Genomic DNA, 18386 nt, shown 5'->3' on the forward strand with positions numbered 1-18386 from the left:
TATATAAACTTCTATTGGATTGTATTTTATCCTCTTTTTAAACAGCCTTATCGCTGGCTAAAAAATCATCTACTGCATTTCTTACAAACTCAACATTGGGTCCAAATACCACGTGGATATGATTTTTCGTTGGGAAAAATACTCCTGAAGTTCCAGACTCTTTTATCTTGTCCGTATCCACTAGCTTGTAATCTTTCAAGTCTACTCTTAGTCTAGTGACACAGTTTTCTACATAAAGAACATTTGATTTTCCACCTAAAGCTTCCACAACAATTTTAGCCACTTCATCATATCGTTTTTCTTTTAGTAATGTATTATCTCCTACTGTCTCCTCTTCTCTACCTGGGGTTGCAACATTCCATTTCTTAATGGCCCACATAAATACAAAATAGGTAGCAATAGCCAGTGGAATCCCTACAATCAATAGGTTATACCATTTGGTATTTTCATAAAGAAGACCAAAAATGGCAAAGTCGAAAATAGTTCCTCGAATATACCCTACTGCCGTTCCCATTAAATGTAGGGCAACAGCTCCTATTGCATTTAATAATACGTAAATTCCATATAATACAGGTGAAATAAATAAGAAAGAGAATTCAAGGGGCTCTGTTACATTGCCTAAAAAGGGTGTTAATACCATAGTTAAGATAAGACCTTTAGTATAAGGTTTATTTTCAGCATAGGCTGATCTATACATTGCAAAACCAACAGCTGGAATCATAAATAAAGTTAATAACATTTGATTTTGAGCCATGAATCTTGTTAACTCAGGTAAAATATTCCAAGCTTCGTGATTTGGTCCCAATTCAAATAAAATCTTGTTCATTGTGGGAATGACTCCTACAAACTTTTCCCCATCTATCATATAGGTCCCCCCTGCTTCACTAAAGCGTATCAAGGAATTCCACACATGGTGAAGTCCAAAGGGAATCAATATTCGATTCATTATCCTAAAAATAAACGTTCCAAAGGGTCCACTAATCAAAATGAAAGATAATGCGATTAAAGCTTTGGTAATATATTGCCAAAAGAATGGAAGAATCAATCCAACAACGATACTGATTCCAGTGGAGATAATAGGAACAGATTTTTTCCCACTGAAAAATGCAAGGGCCAAGGGAAACTGCAAATTATAAAAACGATCTGTAACTAAGGCTCCAATAATCCCACTGATGATTCCGCCTAAAGCTTCCAATCTTATGGTTTGTATTCCCAGTACTATACCCTGACCTACTTGACCCATAACCTCTGGGTCTGCCAGATTACCTGTCGCCGATAACCAAACATTAATACTTGCATTTAATACCAGATAAGAAATAATAGCGGAGAATACCGCAATCCCCTTGTCTTTTTTGGACAAACCGTAGGCTACACCCATGGCAAATAAAACAGGAATATTGCTAAAGATGATATCTGCGATCCCCTTTAAACTATTTAAAATAAGTTGCAAAGTTGCATTTCCTAAAAAAGGTAATCGTTCAATCATATAACTTTGTGTTAATGCTCCGGTAAGACCTAGTACCATTCCTACTGGTGCCATTACAGCGATTGGTAATAGTAAGGTTCTACCAAATCTCTGAATTTCTTCACTTGCTCTTTTTCTAAATGACATATTTCCACCCCTTTTTAAATTTATTTTGTTCTGATTATTCTACAAATATCCCTGAAAACTACTATAACCTGGGTGGCGAAGAGTGTAATTGATTACAGCATACAATAAAAAAAATAGATATGAAAAGAGTTGTAAATTCTTTGTAGAATCATCCTATTAAAATGATATCACAGAATAAACCCTTTTTTGATCATTCCAGATCTGAAAGGACCAAGTACAAGGTGATTTTCCGCTGGTAAGTTTTTGTGACTAAAGTAAGCTTATAGAAGATAAAGGCTTAAACATTCATCAAGATATAGGATAAACACGAAAAGGATTCTTAGTTTTTCTAAACTAAGAATCCTTTTATTGAAGTCACAATATGTCACCTCTTATAATATCTATGCACCTAATCCTTCTTTTCTTAACATCTCTGCTCTATCGGTCCTTTCCCAAGGGAGGTCTACATCGGTTCTCCCAAAGTGTCCATAGGCCGCTGTTTGACGATAAATGGGCTTTCTTAAGTCAAGCTCTTTAATAATACCAGCAGGCCGTAGATCAAAATGTTTTCTAATCAATTCTACAATTTTATCTTCACTAATTTTAGCTGTACCAAAGGTCTCTACAAAGACAGAAACAGGTTGGGCTACCCCAATGGCATAGGCTAATTCTACTTCACATTTATCGGCTAAACCTGCTGCTACAATATTTTTAGCTACATAGCGAGCTGCATAGGCTCCAGATCGATCTACTTTGGTTGGATCCTTTCCCGAGAAGGCTCCCCCTCCATGACGACCGTAGCCACCATAGGTATCTACGATAATTTTTCGACCAGTAAGTCCTGCATCCCCCTGAGGACCACCTATAACAAAGCGTCCAGTAGGATTGATAAAGTACCGAGTTTTTTCATCTAATAATTCTGTAGGTACCACCGGCTTAATCACATGCTCTATCATATCTTTTTCGATAGTTTTTCCTTCTACCTTGGCATTGTGTTGGGTAGAAATAACAATAGTATCTATTCTAACAGGCTTGTCGTCTTCATATTCAACAGTTACTTGAGTTTTTCCATCGGGACGTAAATATTTTAAAGTTCCATTTTTTCTTATTTCGGTTAATCTAAAGGCTAGTTTATGAGCCAATGAAATAGGTAAAGGCATTAATTCTGGGGTTTCATTGGTAGCGAAACCAAACATCATTCCTTGATCTCCTGCACCTATAGCCTCTATTTCCTCATCATTCATTTGCCCTTCCTTAGCTTCTAAGGCTTTATCCACTCCCATGGCAATATCAGCCGATTGCTCATCAATAGCTGTCAATACTCCACAGGTATCTCCATCAAAACCGTATTTTGCTCTGGTATATCCAATATCCTTTATAGTTTGTCTCACAATTTTTGGGATGTCTGCATAACAATTGGTGGTGATTTCTCCAGCCACTAATACCAAACCAGTAGTCACTGAAGTTTCACAGGCTACTCTTGCATTAGGGTCTTTTTCTAATATAGCATCTAAGATAGAATCAGAAATTTGGTCACAAATTTTGTCTGGATGTCCTTCAGTAACTGATTCTGACGTAAATAATTTTCTCACCATAAATAAACCTCCTTTATCCTTAGTAAAAAATAGCAGCAAAGCTGCTTCCGCTAGGAATAGGAAACCCTAGATTCCTCTGGGCAATGGCAAAATCCTCCATTCTAGAGCCCCCTCCTGACTACCATAGGGGAAATAACCCCTCCCTTTTTATTTCATAGGAAGTTTTGCTTTCCTACTGAATAAAAAAAGAAAAACCCCTTCTGGTCAGAAGAGGTTATTTTTAGTAGGCAACTAACTCATCTTGCAGAATTTCTTCTGTAGGAATTGGCACCGTGCACAATGCTGGTTGCCGGGTTTCATAGGGCCCATTCCCTCCACCTCTCTTGATAAGTTTTCCATATTCAGCTCGTTTTTAATCATAGCATAGTTGATTTTTTGTGTCAATAGAAGTATATGCATTTTTTTGTGACTTGTAAACCCTGATTTTACTATGGTTATAGTGATTGGGGTAGGCGCTGAATAAATATTTACACCATCAAAGTCGCATGATAGGAAAGCAAGAGAATAATCATTCCTGCGACTATTGTACCCGCAAAACATGTTAATAATGCATCTTTAAAGGGGATTCTCAAAAGAGCTGCCACCGCACTTCCTGTCCAGACTCCTGTCCCCGGTAAAGGTATTGCCACCAATAAAAATAATCCCCATAATTTATAGGTTTCGAGCTTTTTGGACTTTTTGATAGTGCGCCTTGTAATCCAATGGGCTATAGTGGAAAACCCCCTTTTTTTCTTTAAATAACTCAATACCGAGGGTAAAAACCATAATATAAAGGGTGCAGGTAGTATGCTCCCCAAAACAGATAGGATAAAAGCATGAAAATAGCCCATATCCAGTACAAATATTCCATAGGGCAAGGATGCCCTGAGTTCTAACAAAGGGGTAGCCGCCATTAAGAATACCATGAGTTCACTTTTTAGTAGTCTCAATAAAACCCTCACTAGACCCTTTCCCCCCTTTTTTTCTCTCTAAACTTTTATTATACTTTTCTTTAAAATGTATTTTCCTTGGGGAAAACTCCCCATTGTTCTATAGATATGATCGGTGAGTAATAATAATACGCATATTCCCATTAAATGGTCCCATAAAGGATGTCTTTAATGTGTTTAAAATTATTCTTAATATATTACTACAAATATACATGATTAAATACGTGTATACTATACGTTGCATTTTAATCAAACTTGTTATAAGATAGTATGCAGAATGCAAAATGAGCCGGAGGTGACAAACCCAGTGAGCTTTGTTTTATAAATGAAATGTTTGTTGGACATTTGGTGTAATTTGCCAAGTACCAAACTTTCTTAAAATCTAAGTGTGCAGTAGACACTTTTTTTATTTTTATCATTGTTTATTATTAATTTTGGAGGGAAATATGAATTGAATATGCTTGTAAAAATTGGTATAGTATTAATGGTAGGAATCATGGGTGGTAGGGTGGCGAGATTTTTCAAGCTTCCTAATGTAACAGGGTATTTGGTAGCGGGGCTTCTTATTGGTCCTTCTTTTTTTAAATTGATTGGAGAAGCTGACATAGAGTCTATGGGATTTGTCAATGAATTGGCTTTAGCTACCATAGCCTTTAGTATAGGTAGTGAATTTTTATTAGAAGATATGTTAAAAGTTGGAAAGTCTATTGTCGTGATTACTCTAGCTGAAGCCACTGGTGCTTTATTGGTGGTATTTTCTATCATGTTTTTCTTATTTAAACAGAACTTTATATTTAGTATGGTAGTCGCAAGCATGTCTGCTGCAACTGCACCAGCAGCAACCATTATGGTTATCAACCAATTTAGGGCCCATGGGCCCCTGACCCGAACCATTTTGCCTGTTGTTGCTCTAGACGATGTAATAGGAATTATATTTTTCGGTGTGGCTATGTCTATGGCCAAAATATCCGCGGGTACTGCTGAGCATTCCCTGTGGCAAATAGTTAGCCGACCAGTGATAGAAATTGTCGGTTCTGTCCTATTGGGTTTTGTTTTTGGGGCTCTACTAAGCTTTATAGGTAAAAATGCTAGAAATAAAGAAGAATTATTAGCATCTATTCTGGCCATTATTATAAGTGCGTCGGGATTAGCCAATTTATTAGGGCTATCTCCCCTACTAACCTGCATCATGATTGGTGCGACTTTGGTCAATCTAATGCATAACTCTAATCGTATATTTTCTATTGCTGAAGGTTTTGTTCCCCCTGTATATTTAATGTTCTTTACCTTAGCCGGTGCTAGTTTAGATATAAAAATATTGTCTACAGTAGGACTTTTAGGAATTGCTTATATCTTTGCACGGGCTGGTGGTAAGATGCTGGGAGCATGGTTAGGAGCCAAGGCTATGGATGCCGATGAAGTTGTAGTAAAATATTTGGGGCTTACTTTACTTCCCCAGGGTGGTGTCTCCATTGGTCTATCCATTATCGTAAAACAAGAGCTCCCTCAATATAGTGTACCGATTATCACGATCATTATGTTTAGTGTACTCATCTATGAATTAGTTGGGCCCATTTTGTCAAAAATAGCAATAGAAAAGGCTGGAGAAATTAACGGATTGGAGAAGACCAAAAAACAAAAGAAGAAAAAGAATGAAAATAAAAAAGAAAAGTTGGTGTACAACTAAAATTAAATATGTGGAAAGCAGGTGGAAATAATGCAAGCCTTATTCATCGTTTTAAACCACGTGGATCATATGGATGATATTTTAGAAAAATTTTTGGAGATTGGAATAACCGGCGCTACTATTTTAGATAGCCAAGGTATGGGGAGTGCCATCGCTCAAAATCACAGTTATGGTCCCTTATTTGGTTCCATGAAAAAATTCTTAAATAATTCCAGGCCCTTTAATAAAACAATTTTCACCCTAATAGACAACGACGAGCTTTTGGATAAAGCCATGGCCGCTACTAAAGAAATCTTGGGAGACATGACTCAGCCAGGAGTAGGGCTGATGTTTAGTGTAGCCGTTGGCAAGGTAGAAGGCCTTAGACCATTCAATACCTCCTATTAGAATAAAATTTTAAAAGTAATCTATTGATAAAAAACCCTTCTTTATGGTTTACCTGATTAACCATAAAGAAGGGTTTTTGAGTAAAATATTATTTTTCTACTGCCTCGGACTAGTTGAATTCCGATTTGCCCATGTTTCAAGACTAATTCTTCATTCAACTAGCCCAAGGCTTTACTTTACTCTTTACTCCTCACTTTTCAATATCTCCTCTGCTCCCTCTAACTTGGATAAACGTTTTATCAAATCTTGTTCCCTTTGGTATTCCTCTATGTCTATTAACACATATTTGCCTCTTCCATTTTTGGTAAGAAAAACGGGGTCACCAGCCTTACAATCTTTTATCACACTATTATAGTTTCTCAAATCGGATACCGGCTTAATATTCGGCATATCTCCACCCCAATCTCTAAATTTGATCTCATTATATGTTAATATTAATCAAAAAACAACGTTTAATTCTTCTACTCTTTCTACATAATCTACTAACCATTTCCTTCCTTCATTACAAGAAAGCGACTATCGCCACTCTAGTGAAATATACTTTTTCCATAACTCTTTTATAGAATAATGTAGCTATCTTTGGAAAAAATATAAAGTATTGAACTTAGGAGGGAAAAAAATGACTGAAGAGAGAAAATCTACCCTTGTAATTATTGGAGGCGGGGAAGATAAACAAGCGGATAAGAAAATCTTGAAGGAGATTGTCCTTTTATCAGGAGAGGATAGAGCAAGGATAGGAGTGATTGCCACTGCTTCTAAATATAATGATGAATTAGGCCAAGAATACGAAGATTTATTTTATGACCTAGGAGTCAAAGAAGTAAATACAATCCCCGTAATGGATAGAAAGCAGTCCAATAATCGACATAGATTAGACAAAATTTTAGATTATGATTGTCTCTTTTTTACTGGAGGAGATCAATTAAGAATTTCCAGTATTATTGGTGGCACCTATTTTCATCGAATACTCCATAAATTTTGGGAGGAAAAAAAGGTTATTGCTGGTACCAGTGCGGGAGCTTCCATGATGAGTGAAGTAATGATTGTAGAAGGAGACGATGAAGAAGCCCCTCGTAAATGTACCATTGGACTGGCCCCTGGTATGGGACTTATCGAAAATGTCATTATAGACCAACATTTTAACCAACGAGGGAGAATAGGAAGACTTCTTACAGGAGTCGCCCAAAACCCTCATATTCTAGGAATTGGCATTGATGAAGATACCGCTATTGTCGTGGAGGATAATCTCTCCTTTTATGTTGTAGGCAAAGGGGTAGCTACCATCATCGATGGTAGAAATATAGAGTACACCAATATCACCGAACAACACCCCGATGAATCTCTGGCTCTGACTAATGTTACCCTTCACATACTTCCTGAAAATTTTGGGTATGATTTAATAGACAAGAGGGCAATAATCAAGAAAAAATAATAAATTGATGATAGTTTTATGGAGGAGATATTTTTGAAAATCCAAAATCTAATGATTTATAATGGACGAAATGTATATAGTCATAAACCCTGTATTCGGGCCGATGTTCATCTAGAAGAATATACCGATATACCCACCTGTGATATTCCAAATTTTAATAATTTATTGTTAGAATACATTCCCACCCTAAGTGAACATAAATGTTGTCGAGGCTATCGGGGGGGATTTGTAGATAGATTATACGAGGGTACCTACCTAGCCCATGTGGTAGAACATGTCTGCATCGAGATTCAAAATATTTTAGGCTACGATGTAGCCTTTGGTAAAGCAAGGCAAACAGAACATGAGGATGTATATTCCATTATTTTTGAATATCAAAATAGATCTATTGCTGAAGAAATTGTATATCTTTCTGTAGAATTAGCCAATAAATTGTGTAGAGGCGTCAAATATATTAAATTCCAAGAAAAAATTCATAAACTGAAGGATATGGCCATTAAACAAGGTTTAGGCCCCAGTACTTTAGCCATAAAGACCGAAGCTCAAAATCGAGGAATTCCAGTATTGCACCTGGGTAGTGGAAGCCTACTTCAGCTAGGATATGGTTGCTATGGCAAAAGGGTACAAGCTTCTATTACAGAGAATACGGGTTGTATCCCTGTGGATATTGCCTGTGACAAAGACCTAACCAAGGAACTATTGAGCATAGCGGGTATCCCTGTGCCCTGGGGATATACCGCTAAACATTTGGAGGACATTTTAGATTATGCTGACCGCATAGGATTTCCCGTCGTCATAAAACCTACCCATGGCAACCAAGGTAAGGGAGTATCCTTGGATTTAACTGAAAAAGATCAAATCATTAAAGCCTTCCATATTGCCAAGAATTATTGTGAATCTGTCCTAATAGAGAAATTTATTGAAGGAAAGCATTACCGAATATTGGTGGTAAATGGTCAAATGGTGGCTGCTGCCCAACGTATAGCAGCTCATGTAGTGGGCAATGGAAAAAATACCCTAAGGGAATTAATTGAAATAGAAAATCAAAATCCCTTACGAGGAGAAGGACATGAAAAACCCCTAACAAAAATAAAGATAGATCCTGTCATGGAACTTTTATTAAAGAAGAAAAACATATATTTAGATGAGGTCCCTCGTGAAGATGAAGTGGTCTATCTCCGGGAAAACGATAACCTTAGTACTGGGGGGATTGCCATAGATGTTACCAATCAAATCCATCCCCAAAATGCAGAAATTGCTATTAATGCAGCCAATATTATTGGATTGGATGTGGCCGGTGTAGATATTACTACAAAAGATATTCGTTCTCCTATGGTAACAGATCATGGTGCAGTTATAGAGGTAAATGCAGCTCCTGGTATTAGAATGCATCATTACCCTACCCAAGGAAGACAAAGAAATGTGGCCAAATATATTGTGGACTCTCTTTTCCCCCAAGATCATCCCTGCAGCATTCCCATTGTTTCTGTTACAGGAACCAACGGAAAAACCACTACCACCCGTATCATTGGAAGAATATTAAGAGAAAAGGGCTTAAAAGTTGGGATGACCACAACCGATGGAATTTATATTGATGATACATGCATCATGAAGGGAGATACTACTGGGGCGTTAAGTGCCCAAGCAGTATTGATGGATAAGCGGGTAGAGGTGGCTGTGTTTGAAACTGCCCGAGGAGGACTTATTAAAAAAGGCTTGGGCTATGATCTAGCAGATGTAGGCATAGTGACCAATATTAGTGAAGACCATTTAGGGATTGATAACATTAATACCCTAGAACAATTGGCCCATGTAAAAGCCTTGGTAGTGGAAGCTGTAAGGAAAACCGGTTATGCCGTATTAAATGCCGATGATCCCTATTGTGTTGAAATAGGTAAAAACCTTTCCAGCCATATCATTTACTTCTCGGCTGATGAAAATAATCTTTTTCTCAGAGAGCATATGAAGGCTGGAGGTAAGGCCGTCTATCTAAAAAATAATACCCTCTGTATATTTGATAGTCAAAACCAGCAAGAGTTAATATGCTTAACAGAAGTCCCCGCTACTCTAGGTGGATTGCTCTACTACAATATTAAAAATTGTTTAGCTGCTGTTGCAGGGACCTATGCCCTTGGAGTCGAACCCTCAATAATTTCAAAGGGCCTCCAACATTTTAATAACGGCTCAAAGGACAATCCCGGTCGCTTTGAACTATATGATATAAACGAATTTAAAGTGATTGTGGATTATGCTCATAATATTGAGGGCTATCGGGAAGTTATTTCGGTATTAAAAAAAATGAATTACAATCGGTTAATTGGTGTAATTGGTGTACCTGGCGATCGTTCTGAAACCAGTACAGTAAAAATTGGACAGCTCTGTGGAGAGAACTTCCACCATGTCATCATTAAAGAGGACCAAGAAAAACGGCGCTTAAACCGTGGTGAAGTTTCTAAATTTCTCAAAAATGGTTGCCAAATTGCCAATATAAATAAAGAAAATGTAGAAGTAGAATTTTGCGAAAAAAAAGCCCTACAAAAAGCCATGCTTATGGCTCAAAAAGGCGACATCGTTATTGCTTTCTATGAAGATTATGACAGTATGATAAAAACTATTGAAGAAACAAAAAGTTTATTGGGGAATCAAAAAGAAACAAGCTTAATGAATAATGCCTAATTAAAAGCTTAATCAAACAAGGCAAACTTCCCTATTTCACAAAAAAGATTGTGGCCCCCACAATCTTTTTTGTTGCTTTGCCTCCAATAATGCTATAATATACCTTGCATCGAGGGACACTACATATAAAGTTATATAGCTATCCATACAAAATTATTTTTAAAGGAGATTCGTATGTTAGAACAATTAGGATTACAGGACAATCTAATAAATGGATTGAAAAAAATAGGTATTCACCAGCCTACAGATATTCAAGAAAAAACTATTCCCTTGGGATTAGAAAATAAAGATATTATTGGACAATCAGAGACGGGCAGTGGCAAGACCTTTGCCTATCTCTTACCCCTATTTCAAAAAATTGACTTTACTAAAAAAGAAACCCAAGGCATTATCCTTGCACCTACCCATGAATTAGTTATGCAGATAGATGGACAAATCAAGCTGTTAGCTCAAAAGGCTGATATTCCCATAACTTCTGCTACCATCATAGGGGATGTCAGTGTAAAAAGACAAATTGAAAGACTAAAAGAAAAGCCTCATATTATTGTAGGCTCTGTGGGAAGAGTTCTTGATCTTATAGACAAAAGAAAAATTAAGGCCCATACAGTAAAAACCATTATCATTGATGAAGGAGACAGACTTTTAGATCAAAGTAGTCTTCCTACTGTTAAAGGCATCATCAAAAGTACCCTAAAGGAACGGCAACTTATGGTCTTTTCAGCTACCATAAGTAAAAAAGCCTTAGAAGCAGCTAAAGCCTTAATGAAAGATCCTATCGTGGTGATATCGGAAGAAAAAAGCCAAGTCAATCCTAACATTACCCACCTTTACTTCTCTGTAGAACAAAGAGATAAGGTCAATATGATGAGAAAACTCGCCGCAGCCATCCGACCTAAGAAAGCCATTATTTTTATCAACAAAAGTGACCAATTGGAAATGGTGGCCACAAAGCTACAATATCATCATCTAAATGCCTGTGCAATACACGGTACCACTACAAAAATGGAGCGTAAGAATGCTTTAGAAGGATTTAGACAGGGCAAATACCAATTCCTTGTGGCCTCAGATGTAGCCGCCCGAGGCTTAGACATTCAAGGGGTAACCCATATTTTCAATCTAGACCTTCCCCTAGATACAAAACAATATCTTCATCGAGTAGGTCGGACAGGCAGAATGGGACAGGCAGGGACAGCGATTTCCCTCGTTACCCAACGAGAGATATCCTTTTTAAAAAATTATGAGAAGGATTATAACATTACATTTACCCAAAAATTTCTGTATAAGGGGAAAATAATAGATAAATAAGACTGACTTTACTTTGTCATTCTATGTTAAGATTCCTTATAAGATAACAAACATGGGATGACAAATAAACTTTTTCAGTAGACTCTACCTACCTCTTTGTTCCTATAACAACTAAAAAAGCCCGTTCTTTATATAAAGAACGGGCTATGTATTGACAATAAATGGTCGAGGTGGAGGGATTCGAACCCCCGGCCCCATGGTCCCAAACCATGTGCGCTACCAAACTGCGCTACACCTCGATTGCTACTTCATTATAGCACCCTGTTAATCCTATGTCAATAGGTGTTTTTACAATTTGTTTTACCCAAATAAATAAAGGATTTATTCTATATTAATATACTTATCTAAAATCTCTTTGGCCTTTTCAAATTCTTTTTGGTCTAATTCCCTCTCGAGAATATGTTGTATTCTATCTATCTCATCCTCTGTCAATCCACCTTTTACCATTCCATTAATATGGATTATACTTACCTGATTGATGTTTTTCATCAATCCATATAAGGCTATTTTATCTTTTATCCCTAATTCTTTAGTTTTTTCCTTGAGATAATTATAGGTGAAAACAGTTTCTTGCTCTTTTGGTGATGAAAACTTTTTTTTCTCCTTTTCCCTCCTGGCCAATTCCTCTTTGGTATATAAATCTGTCTTTTCATGGTTTGTATTTTTGTGGTCATTTTGTGCTTGCTGATTATCTTCATTTTGAGGTTTCGAATCTGTCTCTGGCTGGACTTCCTCCTGGGAAGATTGTTCTACAGAATCATCGGGAGGATCAATAGTTTCTTCGCTATCTTTTTCACTTTTTTGTTTTTCCCCTGTATCTTTACTGTCTTGCTTTGGTATGCTTTCCTCTAGAAATGGATAATACTCTATAATGTCAATTTTCTCTTCCTCTGCCATCCTCGAATCTTCAACAATCATAAAGCTCAATTGAAGATTTACTGAAAATAAAGTGATGGTAATTACCAATAAATAAAGTAAAATCTTCCTTTTCTTCAAAACATCACCCCCCTAATATTATTATGGGGGTTTTTATCAGGCTTTATACTTTTTATTTTTTATCATTTATCCTAATCCCTTTGTCATACTGCCCTTGCCAGTCTTTTGTAAAGTCTGCCTATAATTTTTTATAGATAGGGAAGCAACACAATAGATTAATCTATCGTGTTGCTTCCCTATCTATATATCATAAATGCATGTTTTCAAATTCATTATTCTAGAATATCATTTTGCTTATAGTCTTGGATTTGTTTTCGAATCCTTTCTATTCGTTGGGCATAGCTCATTTCATCCTTCTGATGAAATAGAGCGGATGTACCTAAAACAAAAATATCTGGTAAATTCTTTTTCATTTTACCTATTGTCTCTACATTAATATTTCCATCTACCTCAATTAATGGTTTGTGTTTCCTATTTGATAAAATATCAGATAATGTTTCTAATTTTCTCAATACAGATGAGTTAAAGCTCTGACCAGAGAAACCAGGATTTACAGTCATCATTAATATCCTATCAATCTCACTTAAATAAGGAATTACTTCTTCTATCTTGGTCTCAGGATTTAACGCTATTGAGGGCTTTATTCCATAATGTCGTATTTTTTTAATATTTCCCATTACATCCTCTGATACTTCTATATGGAATGATATATATTTCGGTTTGATTGGAGCAAACATTTGGATATATTTCATAGGATTAATGGTGGCAAGATGTATGTCTATGGGAATTGTTGTTGCATTTTTTACATCATTAATCCATTCTGGGCCTAAAGCCAAATTATTTACATATATGCCATCCATAACATCGCAGTGCAGCATGTCACATCCAGCTTCCTCCAACTTAATTAGCTCTTGGCCTATATTGAGCTGATTTCCACACATTATTGAAGCTGCAATATATGTCATAGATTTACTCCTTTTTTGATTAAAACTTCTTTATTGTTTTATTATTTAATCAAGTGATCGAGAATTCTCTCCCATTTTTAAAGGGTAGAGATATATCCCCTTGTGAAAATCTTAATGGCTCTCCTTACATTCTCCTGCATGGCTTCAGTTACCATTTCTGAAGCCTCATCCATAAATAGGGTCTCATGGGTTTTATTATTAACATACTGCTTCAATGCCTCTCCACCTGCTTTATTCATATAAGTAAAATAATTGATCTTACATATCCCATTACCGATAGCTTTCAAATAATCTTCTCGAGAAACTCCTGATCCACCATGCATGACAAAGGGAATATCAATTTTTTTCTTAATTCTAATAATACGATCTAAATCTAAAACTGGTTCCTTGACATAGATACCATGAACTGTACCAAATGCAATTGCTAAGCAATCCACATTGGTTTCTTCAACAAATTTTTTAGCTAGATCGGGGTCTGTATAAATATCCTCTAAGTTATCATAGTCCTCTTGTGAATCTACTCCTCTTCCTTCACCACCACCAATGGAGGATGTAAAAACATGACCTAATTCTGCTTCTACTGAAACACCAGCAGCATGTGCAATCTTAACAATTTCTTTTGTTTCTATCACATTGGTTGTAAAATCTTTAGAGGAAGCATCATACATAATGGAGGTAAACCCAAGGCGAATTGCTTGCATACATACATCAAAGGAGGAACCATGATCTAAATGCACTGCTACAGGTATTTTAGCCCTCCTAGCATAATCTAGCATAATAGGACCTATTTCTTGTAGGCTGATTAAATTATTATGGGCCTGGGCATGTTGTAAAATAACAGGAACTCTCATTTCCTCAGCTGCTCCGATCACAGCTCTAATTGATTCCAAATTGGGAACATTAAAAGCTCCCACAGCATAACCTTTTTCCTTGGCATCCCCTAGCAATTCTTTTAATGTGATTAACATTATTCTTTCACCTCATTTATAGTATAGTTTCTCATTGCCTTCCCTGAAAATAGAAATATCTTTAAAATCTAATAACAACCCTATATTTATCCCCTTTAATAGAGGAGTCAAATGCTTTTACAATATCCTTCAAATCATAAACCTCACTAATAAATGGTTTTACATCCACTATTCCTTCACTCATCATTTTCGTAGCTTTCATAAAATCTTTACTATTTGAATTTGCCGTTCCCAAAATCTGAGTGGCTTTTTTGTGGAGTGTATCTGGGCTAAATGCAACTGGGTTATCAGGGTAAAAAGAAGAATAAAGGACTAGCTTTGCCGTATTCCCTAATGCGTCTATACCTTCTTGAACAACCGAATCTATGGGCGTTGTATTAAATACAGCTTGAGCACCAATTCCATCTGTTACTTTCATAACCACTTTTTTAAGCTCTTCTTTGGAGGGATTAATGGTATAGTGGGCACCCAATTTTTTAGCCAGAGCGGTTCTTTCTTCATTCATATCAGAAGCTATGACAATAGCACCTCTTTTAAGGGCAAGATTGATATGGAGTTGCCCCATAATGCCACACCCTATGACAACAACCGTATCCCCAAATTGTATATCTGCTGTTTCAACACTATGAATTACTGCAGATAAAGGTTCGGTTAGAGCTGCTTCTTCGGGTGAAATATTTTTATATTTAAATAAATGTTTTGGATCGGCCAACATATATTGTGTAAGTCCTCCCATACCCTTATAAGGTAAGCCTTCTAAATGTTTACTATGATCAAAGTGCAAGCAGTTCTGTTCATTTCCAGTCTTGCAATGATAACAGTTTCCACAGGATCCAAATGTTCCATGAACTACTTTATCCCCTATGGCCCAAGCTCTTTTATCTACTTTATCACCGATATCTACTATTTTACCGGCTATTTCATGCCCACCGATAAATGGAAAATCTACCTCCTTAACCCCTGTATATACTCTCTGTTCCCAAGTACAAAGTGCACAAGCTTCTACACGAATTAAAATCTTATTCTCTGGTACCTCTGGATATGGTGCATCCTCAATAACTAACTTTTTTACACCGTGGAAAACAGCAGTTTTCATTGTTTTCATTCATACAACTTCCCTTCATAAAATTTTTGAAATCCTAGAACTCTAAGGTATACCCTAAGAAAATAGGGTAAAGGGAATATACCTAATAATTAAGCATATTCCCTTTTTCTATGATCAATAAATACGATTAAAAAAGACCTACTAGCCCACCTAGAGCACCTATTGCTATTAAAATAGTACAGTAGTAGACTTAAATTGTTTGTTTTTGAGTAAATATAGCGTGCCTAAGGTTATTGTCAATGGAAGAAGATTTAATAATAACTTATCTAATATATCTGCCTGAAGATTGAGCTGGACCTCTCCAATCTTTATCACTAGTGGGCTTGATACTGATACAAAACTTGCCGATAATGCACCTAATACCATTGCTCCCATTGCTGAAGCACCTGTAATAACTGTTCTCAACAAATCACCATTAAGGACACTTTGAATTCCGCTTTGTCCCAACTCATATCCCTTCATCCACATAAAATAAGCAATAGGTAGCATAATCCCAAACATAAGTAATGTATAAATTAATGGCCCCATCAAGTTTCCTTGAATCCCTAAGCTAATTCCAAAAGCTAATAATATAGGCGTAAGAGTTCCTTGCCATAATGTATCTCCTATCCCAGCAAAAGGACCCATTAATCCTGTTTTTATACCATTTATTACATCATCTGTTATAGGGGCTCCATTGGCCCTTTCTTCCTCCATGGCTATTACCATTCCATTAATTATTCCACCAAAATGAGGTTCTGTATTGTAAAATAACATATGTCTTTTTATGCAGGCTTTATATTCCTCTGGTTCATCCCCATATAACTTTTTAATGACATGAGACATGGATTGCACTACACCAGTGGCTTCCAGTCTTTCATAATTGTAATTTGCATGGGAGAAAAATGTCCATTTCCAAAAAGCTTTAACAACATCCCGTTTTGTGAGTTTCTTCTCTTTACTATTCATATTACTCATGATTTAATGCCGCTCCTTTCCCTATAGATAATTTGGTATAGAAATAGGCGAAAATTGCTGCAAAAATTGCTACAACTATGACATCTAGTTTTAAGTATACGGATAATAAGAATCCAAATAGAAAGAATGCAAGGGTTCCTTCCCTATTAATCGCTCTAAGGTTCATGGCAATACCTAAGGCTGGTAATATTCCCCCAATTACACTCAGAATATGCAATGGTTTTCCAGCTAGGGCATCCACCGCCGATTTTACAATATCCACTCCAAAGTAAGCCCCAATGGTCACAGGTATTACACATAATAAAAACATTACTATTTGTGGGGGTACAATATGCAGAAATGATATTTTGTCTAAATCCCCTTCTTCAGCAGCTTTATCACACATATGCACAAAAGCTACGTCAATAGTCATATGGGCAACCCAAATCATCGTTCCTAATAAACCCAATGGTATGGCTAGGGTTACTGCGACAGATGGTTCTACTCCTGCTGCTAAGGCTAATGCTGTTCCCAGGGCACCAGCTAATCCAGGATCTACTGGAACTGTTCCCCCTGCAGATATAAATGCAATATAAGGCAAATTAATTGTGGCCCCTATGATACATCCTTGAACTGGATCCCCTAAGATAAAGCCTACAATAGTACCCGCTACTAAGGGCTTATAAAGCACACTTACGCTACCTAAGGCGGTAAGCCAGGGTGTACCAACTGTACCTAAATAATAGACAATACCTATTAAAAAGGCTTGAAAAAAGTTAATTGTCATATCAGACTCTCCCCTCTTTATGATTTTATAATAATTTATCTACTAATATTTCTTTATTGTCAGGTATTATTTGTATAGCTACTTTCACGCCCTTATCTAAAATCCTCTTCATTGTTTCTTTCTCTTCAGAAGATGCTGAAATATTTTTGTAAAACTTCTTCCTGCCAGGTTTAGCTCCCATTCCTCCAATGTTTAGACTTCCAATGTCCACTCCCTTTTCTATTAGTTCATAAATGGTTTCTGGTCTCTTGACCAAGATAATGACTCTATCCTTATCTCTTAATTTACTTGTCAATAAATTTACTGCACCTTCAATATCACATATATCTAATTTAATCCCTGGAGGTATGGCCATCTCCAATACTGTTTTCATAAATGAATCCTTTGCAACCTCTTCATCGATTATTGTGATTCTATTCGCACTGGTATAATTTAACCAAGCTGTCATTACTTGCCCATGGATTAATCTATCATCTATTCTCGCCAATACAATCTCACCCATTTTGTCTCCCCCTTAATCATTTTTAATTGCTAATTCTTTATACAGGCTTCTTACGCCCTGCTGACCGGCTTCTATACACTTTTCAGATAATTCTTCTAAATTAAGACTGTTTCTTAAGGCAAAAGCCTCCAATAACATTGGCATATTTACTCCTGTAATGCATTCAAATTTCTTTGTTCTCATATTAGATACTGTTACATTTGAGGGGCTTCCTCCGAAAACATCAACAAAAACCACTACTCCCTGACCCTCATCTAATTTCTCAATACTGTCTTTTATTTGATTATTTAGTTCATCTATGCTGTCTCCATAATGTAAACCCAATGTAATAACATCATTCTGCTGACCCATGATTAATTCTGCACTCCTCAGAATAGACTTTGCAAAATCTCCATGGGTTACTATTAGGATACCAACCATAGCTCCCCTTCTTTCTATAGTTATTAATAAATACAAGCGTTATTTGCTAATAAAATCTCTACCAGGATTTTAAATCATTATATCGCCTGCTTCTTAAATCCATCTTATGAATCTTTGTTCTTGCCCTATTCAATTTAGTAGATGCCAATGAATTAAGTCATATCC

Annotated in this window: 17 protein-coding genes, 1 tRNA gene and 1 riboswitch; of the genes, 5 read left to right on the forward strand and 13 right to left on the reverse strand. The window is 36.4% G+C overall.

Annotation, left to right across the window (positions count from 1 at the left end; all coding sequences use genetic code 11):
• Positions 1-37: 37 nt before the first annotated feature.
• The 3 genes from NSA47_RS04585 to NSA47_RS04595 all read right to left on the reverse strand — a co-directional run bounded on the left by NSA47_RS04585 (position 38) and on the right by NSA47_RS04595 (position 4115).
• Positions 38-1612, reverse strand: a complete 1575-nt coding sequence (locus tag NSA47_RS04585; RefSeq protein WP_257529737.1) for a PTS transporter subunit EIIC — start codon at positions 1610-1612, stop codon at positions 38-40.
• Positions 1613-1992: 380 nt separating this feature from the next.
• Positions 1993-3186 carry a methionine adenosyltransferase gene (metK, locus tag NSA47_RS04590; protein WP_257529738.1) on the reverse strand — a complete coding sequence of 398 codons (1194 nt, stop codon included), beginning with the start codon at positions 3184-3186 and terminating at the stop codon, positions 1993-1995.
• Positions 3187-3419: 233 nt separating this feature from the next.
• A riboswitch (SAM riboswitch) is annotated at positions 3420-3519 on the reverse strand.
• Between the two features lie 134 nt (positions 3520-3653).
• On the reverse strand, positions 3654-4115 hold the full coding sequence (locus NSA47_RS04595) for a COG2426 family protein (protein ID WP_257529739.1): 462 nt from the start codon (positions 4113-4115) through the stop codon (positions 3654-3656).
• A 457-nt stretch (positions 4116-4572) separates the two neighbouring features.
• On the opposite strand from NSA47_RS04595, the gene NSA47_RS04600 reads away from it, so the two are divergent.
• Positions 4573-5802 (forward strand): cation:proton antiporter, encoded by a 1230-nt coding sequence (locus NSA47_RS04600; RefSeq protein WP_257529940.1) that lies wholly within the window; start codon positions 4573-4575, stop codon positions 5800-5802.
• 30 nt (positions 5803-5832) lie between these two features.
• The gene (locus NSA47_RS04605; RefSeq protein ID WP_257529740.1) at positions 5833-6189 is read left to right on the forward strand and encodes a hypothetical protein; all 357 of its coding nucleotides are present in this window, start codon (positions 5833-5835) and stop codon (positions 6187-6189) included.
• Between the two features lie 183 nt (positions 6190-6372).
• On the opposite strand, the gene NSA47_RS04610 is transcribed toward NSA47_RS04605, so the two are convergent.
• A complete protein-coding gene (locus tag NSA47_RS04610; RefSeq protein WP_257529741.1) occupies positions 6373-6579 on the reverse strand; it encodes a type II toxin-antitoxin system Phd/YefM family antitoxin in 207 nt (68 codons plus the stop codon).
• A gap of 229 nt (positions 6580-6808) precedes the next feature.
• Between NSA47_RS04610 and NSA47_RS04615 the strand changes: the two genes are divergently transcribed.
• The 3 genes from NSA47_RS04615 to NSA47_RS04625 all read left to right on the forward strand — a co-directional run bounded on the left by NSA47_RS04615 (position 6809) and on the right by NSA47_RS04625 (position 11602).
• The gene (locus NSA47_RS04615; protein WP_257529742.1) at positions 6809-7621 is read left to right on the forward strand and encodes a cyanophycinase; all 813 of its coding nucleotides are present in this window, start codon (positions 6809-6811) and stop codon (positions 7619-7621) included.
• 33 nt (positions 7622-7654) lie between these two features.
• Positions 7655-10297: a cyanophycin synthetase gene (cphA, locus tag NSA47_RS04620; RefSeq protein WP_257529743.1), complete on the forward strand. Its 2643-nt coding sequence runs from the start codon at positions 7655-7657 to the stop codon at positions 10295-10297.
• A 174-nt stretch (positions 10298-10471) separates the two neighbouring features.
• Positions 10472-11602 (forward strand): DEAD/DEAH box helicase, encoded by a 1131-nt coding sequence (locus NSA47_RS04625; protein WP_257529744.1) that lies wholly within the window; start codon positions 10472-10474, stop codon positions 11600-11602.
• Between the two features lie 162 nt (positions 11603-11764).
• On the opposite strand, the gene NSA47_RS04630 is transcribed toward NSA47_RS04625, so the two are convergent.
• The 9 genes from NSA47_RS04630 to NSA47_RS04670 all read right to left on the reverse strand — a co-directional run bounded on the left by NSA47_RS04630 (position 11765) and on the right by NSA47_RS04670 (position 18221).
• Positions 11765-11841: transfer RNA gene (locus NSA47_RS04630), tRNA-Pro, on the reverse strand.
• An 82-nt stretch (positions 11842-11923) separates the two neighbouring features.
• Complete coding sequence (locus tag NSA47_RS04635; protein WP_257529745.1) at positions 11924-12598, reverse strand: hypothetical protein; 675 nt, start codon at positions 12596-12598, stop codon at positions 11924-11926.
• A gap of 212 nt (positions 12599-12810) precedes the next feature.
• Positions 12811-13503 carry a ribulose-phosphate 3-epimerase gene (locus NSA47_RS04640; protein ID WP_257529746.1) on the reverse strand — a complete coding sequence of 231 codons (693 nt, stop codon included), beginning with the start codon at positions 13501-13503 and terminating at the stop codon, positions 12811-12813.
• A 77-nt stretch (positions 13504-13580) separates the two neighbouring features.
• Entirely contained in the window at positions 13581-14471 is an 891-nt protein-coding gene (locus NSA47_RS04645; protein WP_257529747.1) for a class II fructose-bisphosphate aldolase, read from the reverse strand.
• A 61-nt stretch (positions 14472-14532) separates the two neighbouring features.
• Positions 14533-15576: a zinc-dependent alcohol dehydrogenase gene (locus tag NSA47_RS04650; protein WP_257529748.1), complete on the reverse strand. Its 1044-nt coding sequence runs from the start codon at positions 15574-15576 to the stop codon at positions 14533-14535.
• A gap of 168 nt (positions 15577-15744) precedes the next feature.
• Positions 15745-16524 (reverse strand): PTS system mannose/fructose/sorbose family transporter subunit IID, encoded by a 780-nt coding sequence (locus tag NSA47_RS04655; protein ID WP_257529749.1) that lies wholly within the window; start codon positions 16522-16524, stop codon positions 15745-15747.
• A 1-nt stretch (position 16525) separates the two neighbouring features.
• Entirely contained in the window at positions 16526-17299 is a 774-nt protein-coding gene (locus NSA47_RS04660; protein WP_257529750.1) for a PTS mannose/fructose/sorbose/N-acetylgalactosamine transporter subunit IIC, read from the reverse strand.
• Between the two features lie 25 nt (positions 17300-17324).
• Positions 17325-17801, reverse strand: coding sequence for a PTS sugar transporter subunit IIB (locus NSA47_RS04665; protein WP_257529751.1), 477 nt, complete (start codon positions 17799-17801; stop codon positions 17325-17327).
• A gap of 12 nt (positions 17802-17813) precedes the next feature.
• Positions 17814-18221: a PTS sugar transporter subunit IIA gene (locus tag NSA47_RS04670; RefSeq protein WP_257529752.1), complete on the reverse strand. Its 408-nt coding sequence runs from the start codon at positions 18219-18221 to the stop codon at positions 17814-17816.
• Positions 18222-18386 lie beyond the last annotated feature (165 nt).

It is taken from the genome of Irregularibacter muris (assembly GCF_024622505.1).
GTDB lineage: Bacteria > Bacillota > Clostridia > Eubacteriales > Garciellaceae > Irregularibacter > Irregularibacter muris.

Excerpts from the sequence above, each read along its gene's own strand:
- NSA47_RS04585 (WP_257529737.1), bottom strand. The coding sequence starts at position 1,612 with ATGTCATTTAGAAAAAGAGCAAGTGAAGAAATTCAGAGATTTGGTAGA.
- metK (WP_257529738.1), bottom strand. The coding sequence starts at position 3,186 with ATGGTGAGAAAATTATTTACGTCAGAATCAGTTACTGAAGGACATCCA.
- NSA47_RS04600 (WP_257529940.1), top strand. The coding sequence starts at position 4,573 with ATGCTTGTAAAAATTGGTATAGTATTAATGGTAGGAATCATGGGTGGT.
- NSA47_RS04605 (WP_257529740.1), top strand. The coding sequence starts at position 5,833 with ATGCAAGCCTTATTCATCGTTTTAAACCACGTGGATCATATGGATGAT.
- NSA47_RS04610 (WP_257529741.1), bottom strand. The coding sequence starts at position 6,579 with ATGCCGAATATTAAGCCGGTATCCGATTTGAGAAACTATAATAGTGTG.
- NSA47_RS04615 (WP_257529742.1), top strand. The coding sequence starts at position 6,809 with ATGACTGAAGAGAGAAAATCTACCCTTGTAATTATTGGAGGCGGGGAA.
- NSA47_RS04625 (WP_257529744.1), top strand. The coding sequence starts at position 10,472 with ATGTTAGAACAATTAGGATTACAGGACAATCTAATAAATGGATTGAAA.
- NSA47_RS04640 (WP_257529746.1), bottom strand. The coding sequence starts at position 13,503 with ATGACATATATTGCAGCTTCAATAATGTGTGGAAATCAGCTCAATATA.
- NSA47_RS04645 (WP_257529747.1), bottom strand. The coding sequence starts at position 14,471 with ATGTTAATCACATTAAAAGAATTGCTAGGGGATGCCAAGGAAAAAGGT.
- NSA47_RS04650 (WP_257529748.1), bottom strand. The coding sequence starts at position 15,576 with ATGAAAACAATGAAAACTGCTGTTTTCCACGGTGTAAAAAAGTTAGTT.
- NSA47_RS04655 (WP_257529749.1), bottom strand. The coding sequence starts at position 16,524 with ATGAATAGTAAAGAGAAGAAACTCACAAAACGGGATGTTGTTAAAGCT.
- NSA47_RS04660 (WP_257529750.1), bottom strand. The coding sequence starts at position 17,299 with ATGACAATTAACTTTTTTCAAGCCTTTTTAATAGGTATTGTCTATTAT.
- NSA47_RS04665 (WP_257529751.1), bottom strand. The coding sequence starts at position 17,801 with ATGGGTGAGATTGTATTGGCGAGAATAGATGATAGATTAATCCATGGG.
- NSA47_RS04670 (WP_257529752.1), bottom strand. The coding sequence starts at position 18,221 with ATGGTTGGTATCCTAATAGTAACCCATGGAGATTTTGCAAAGTCTATT.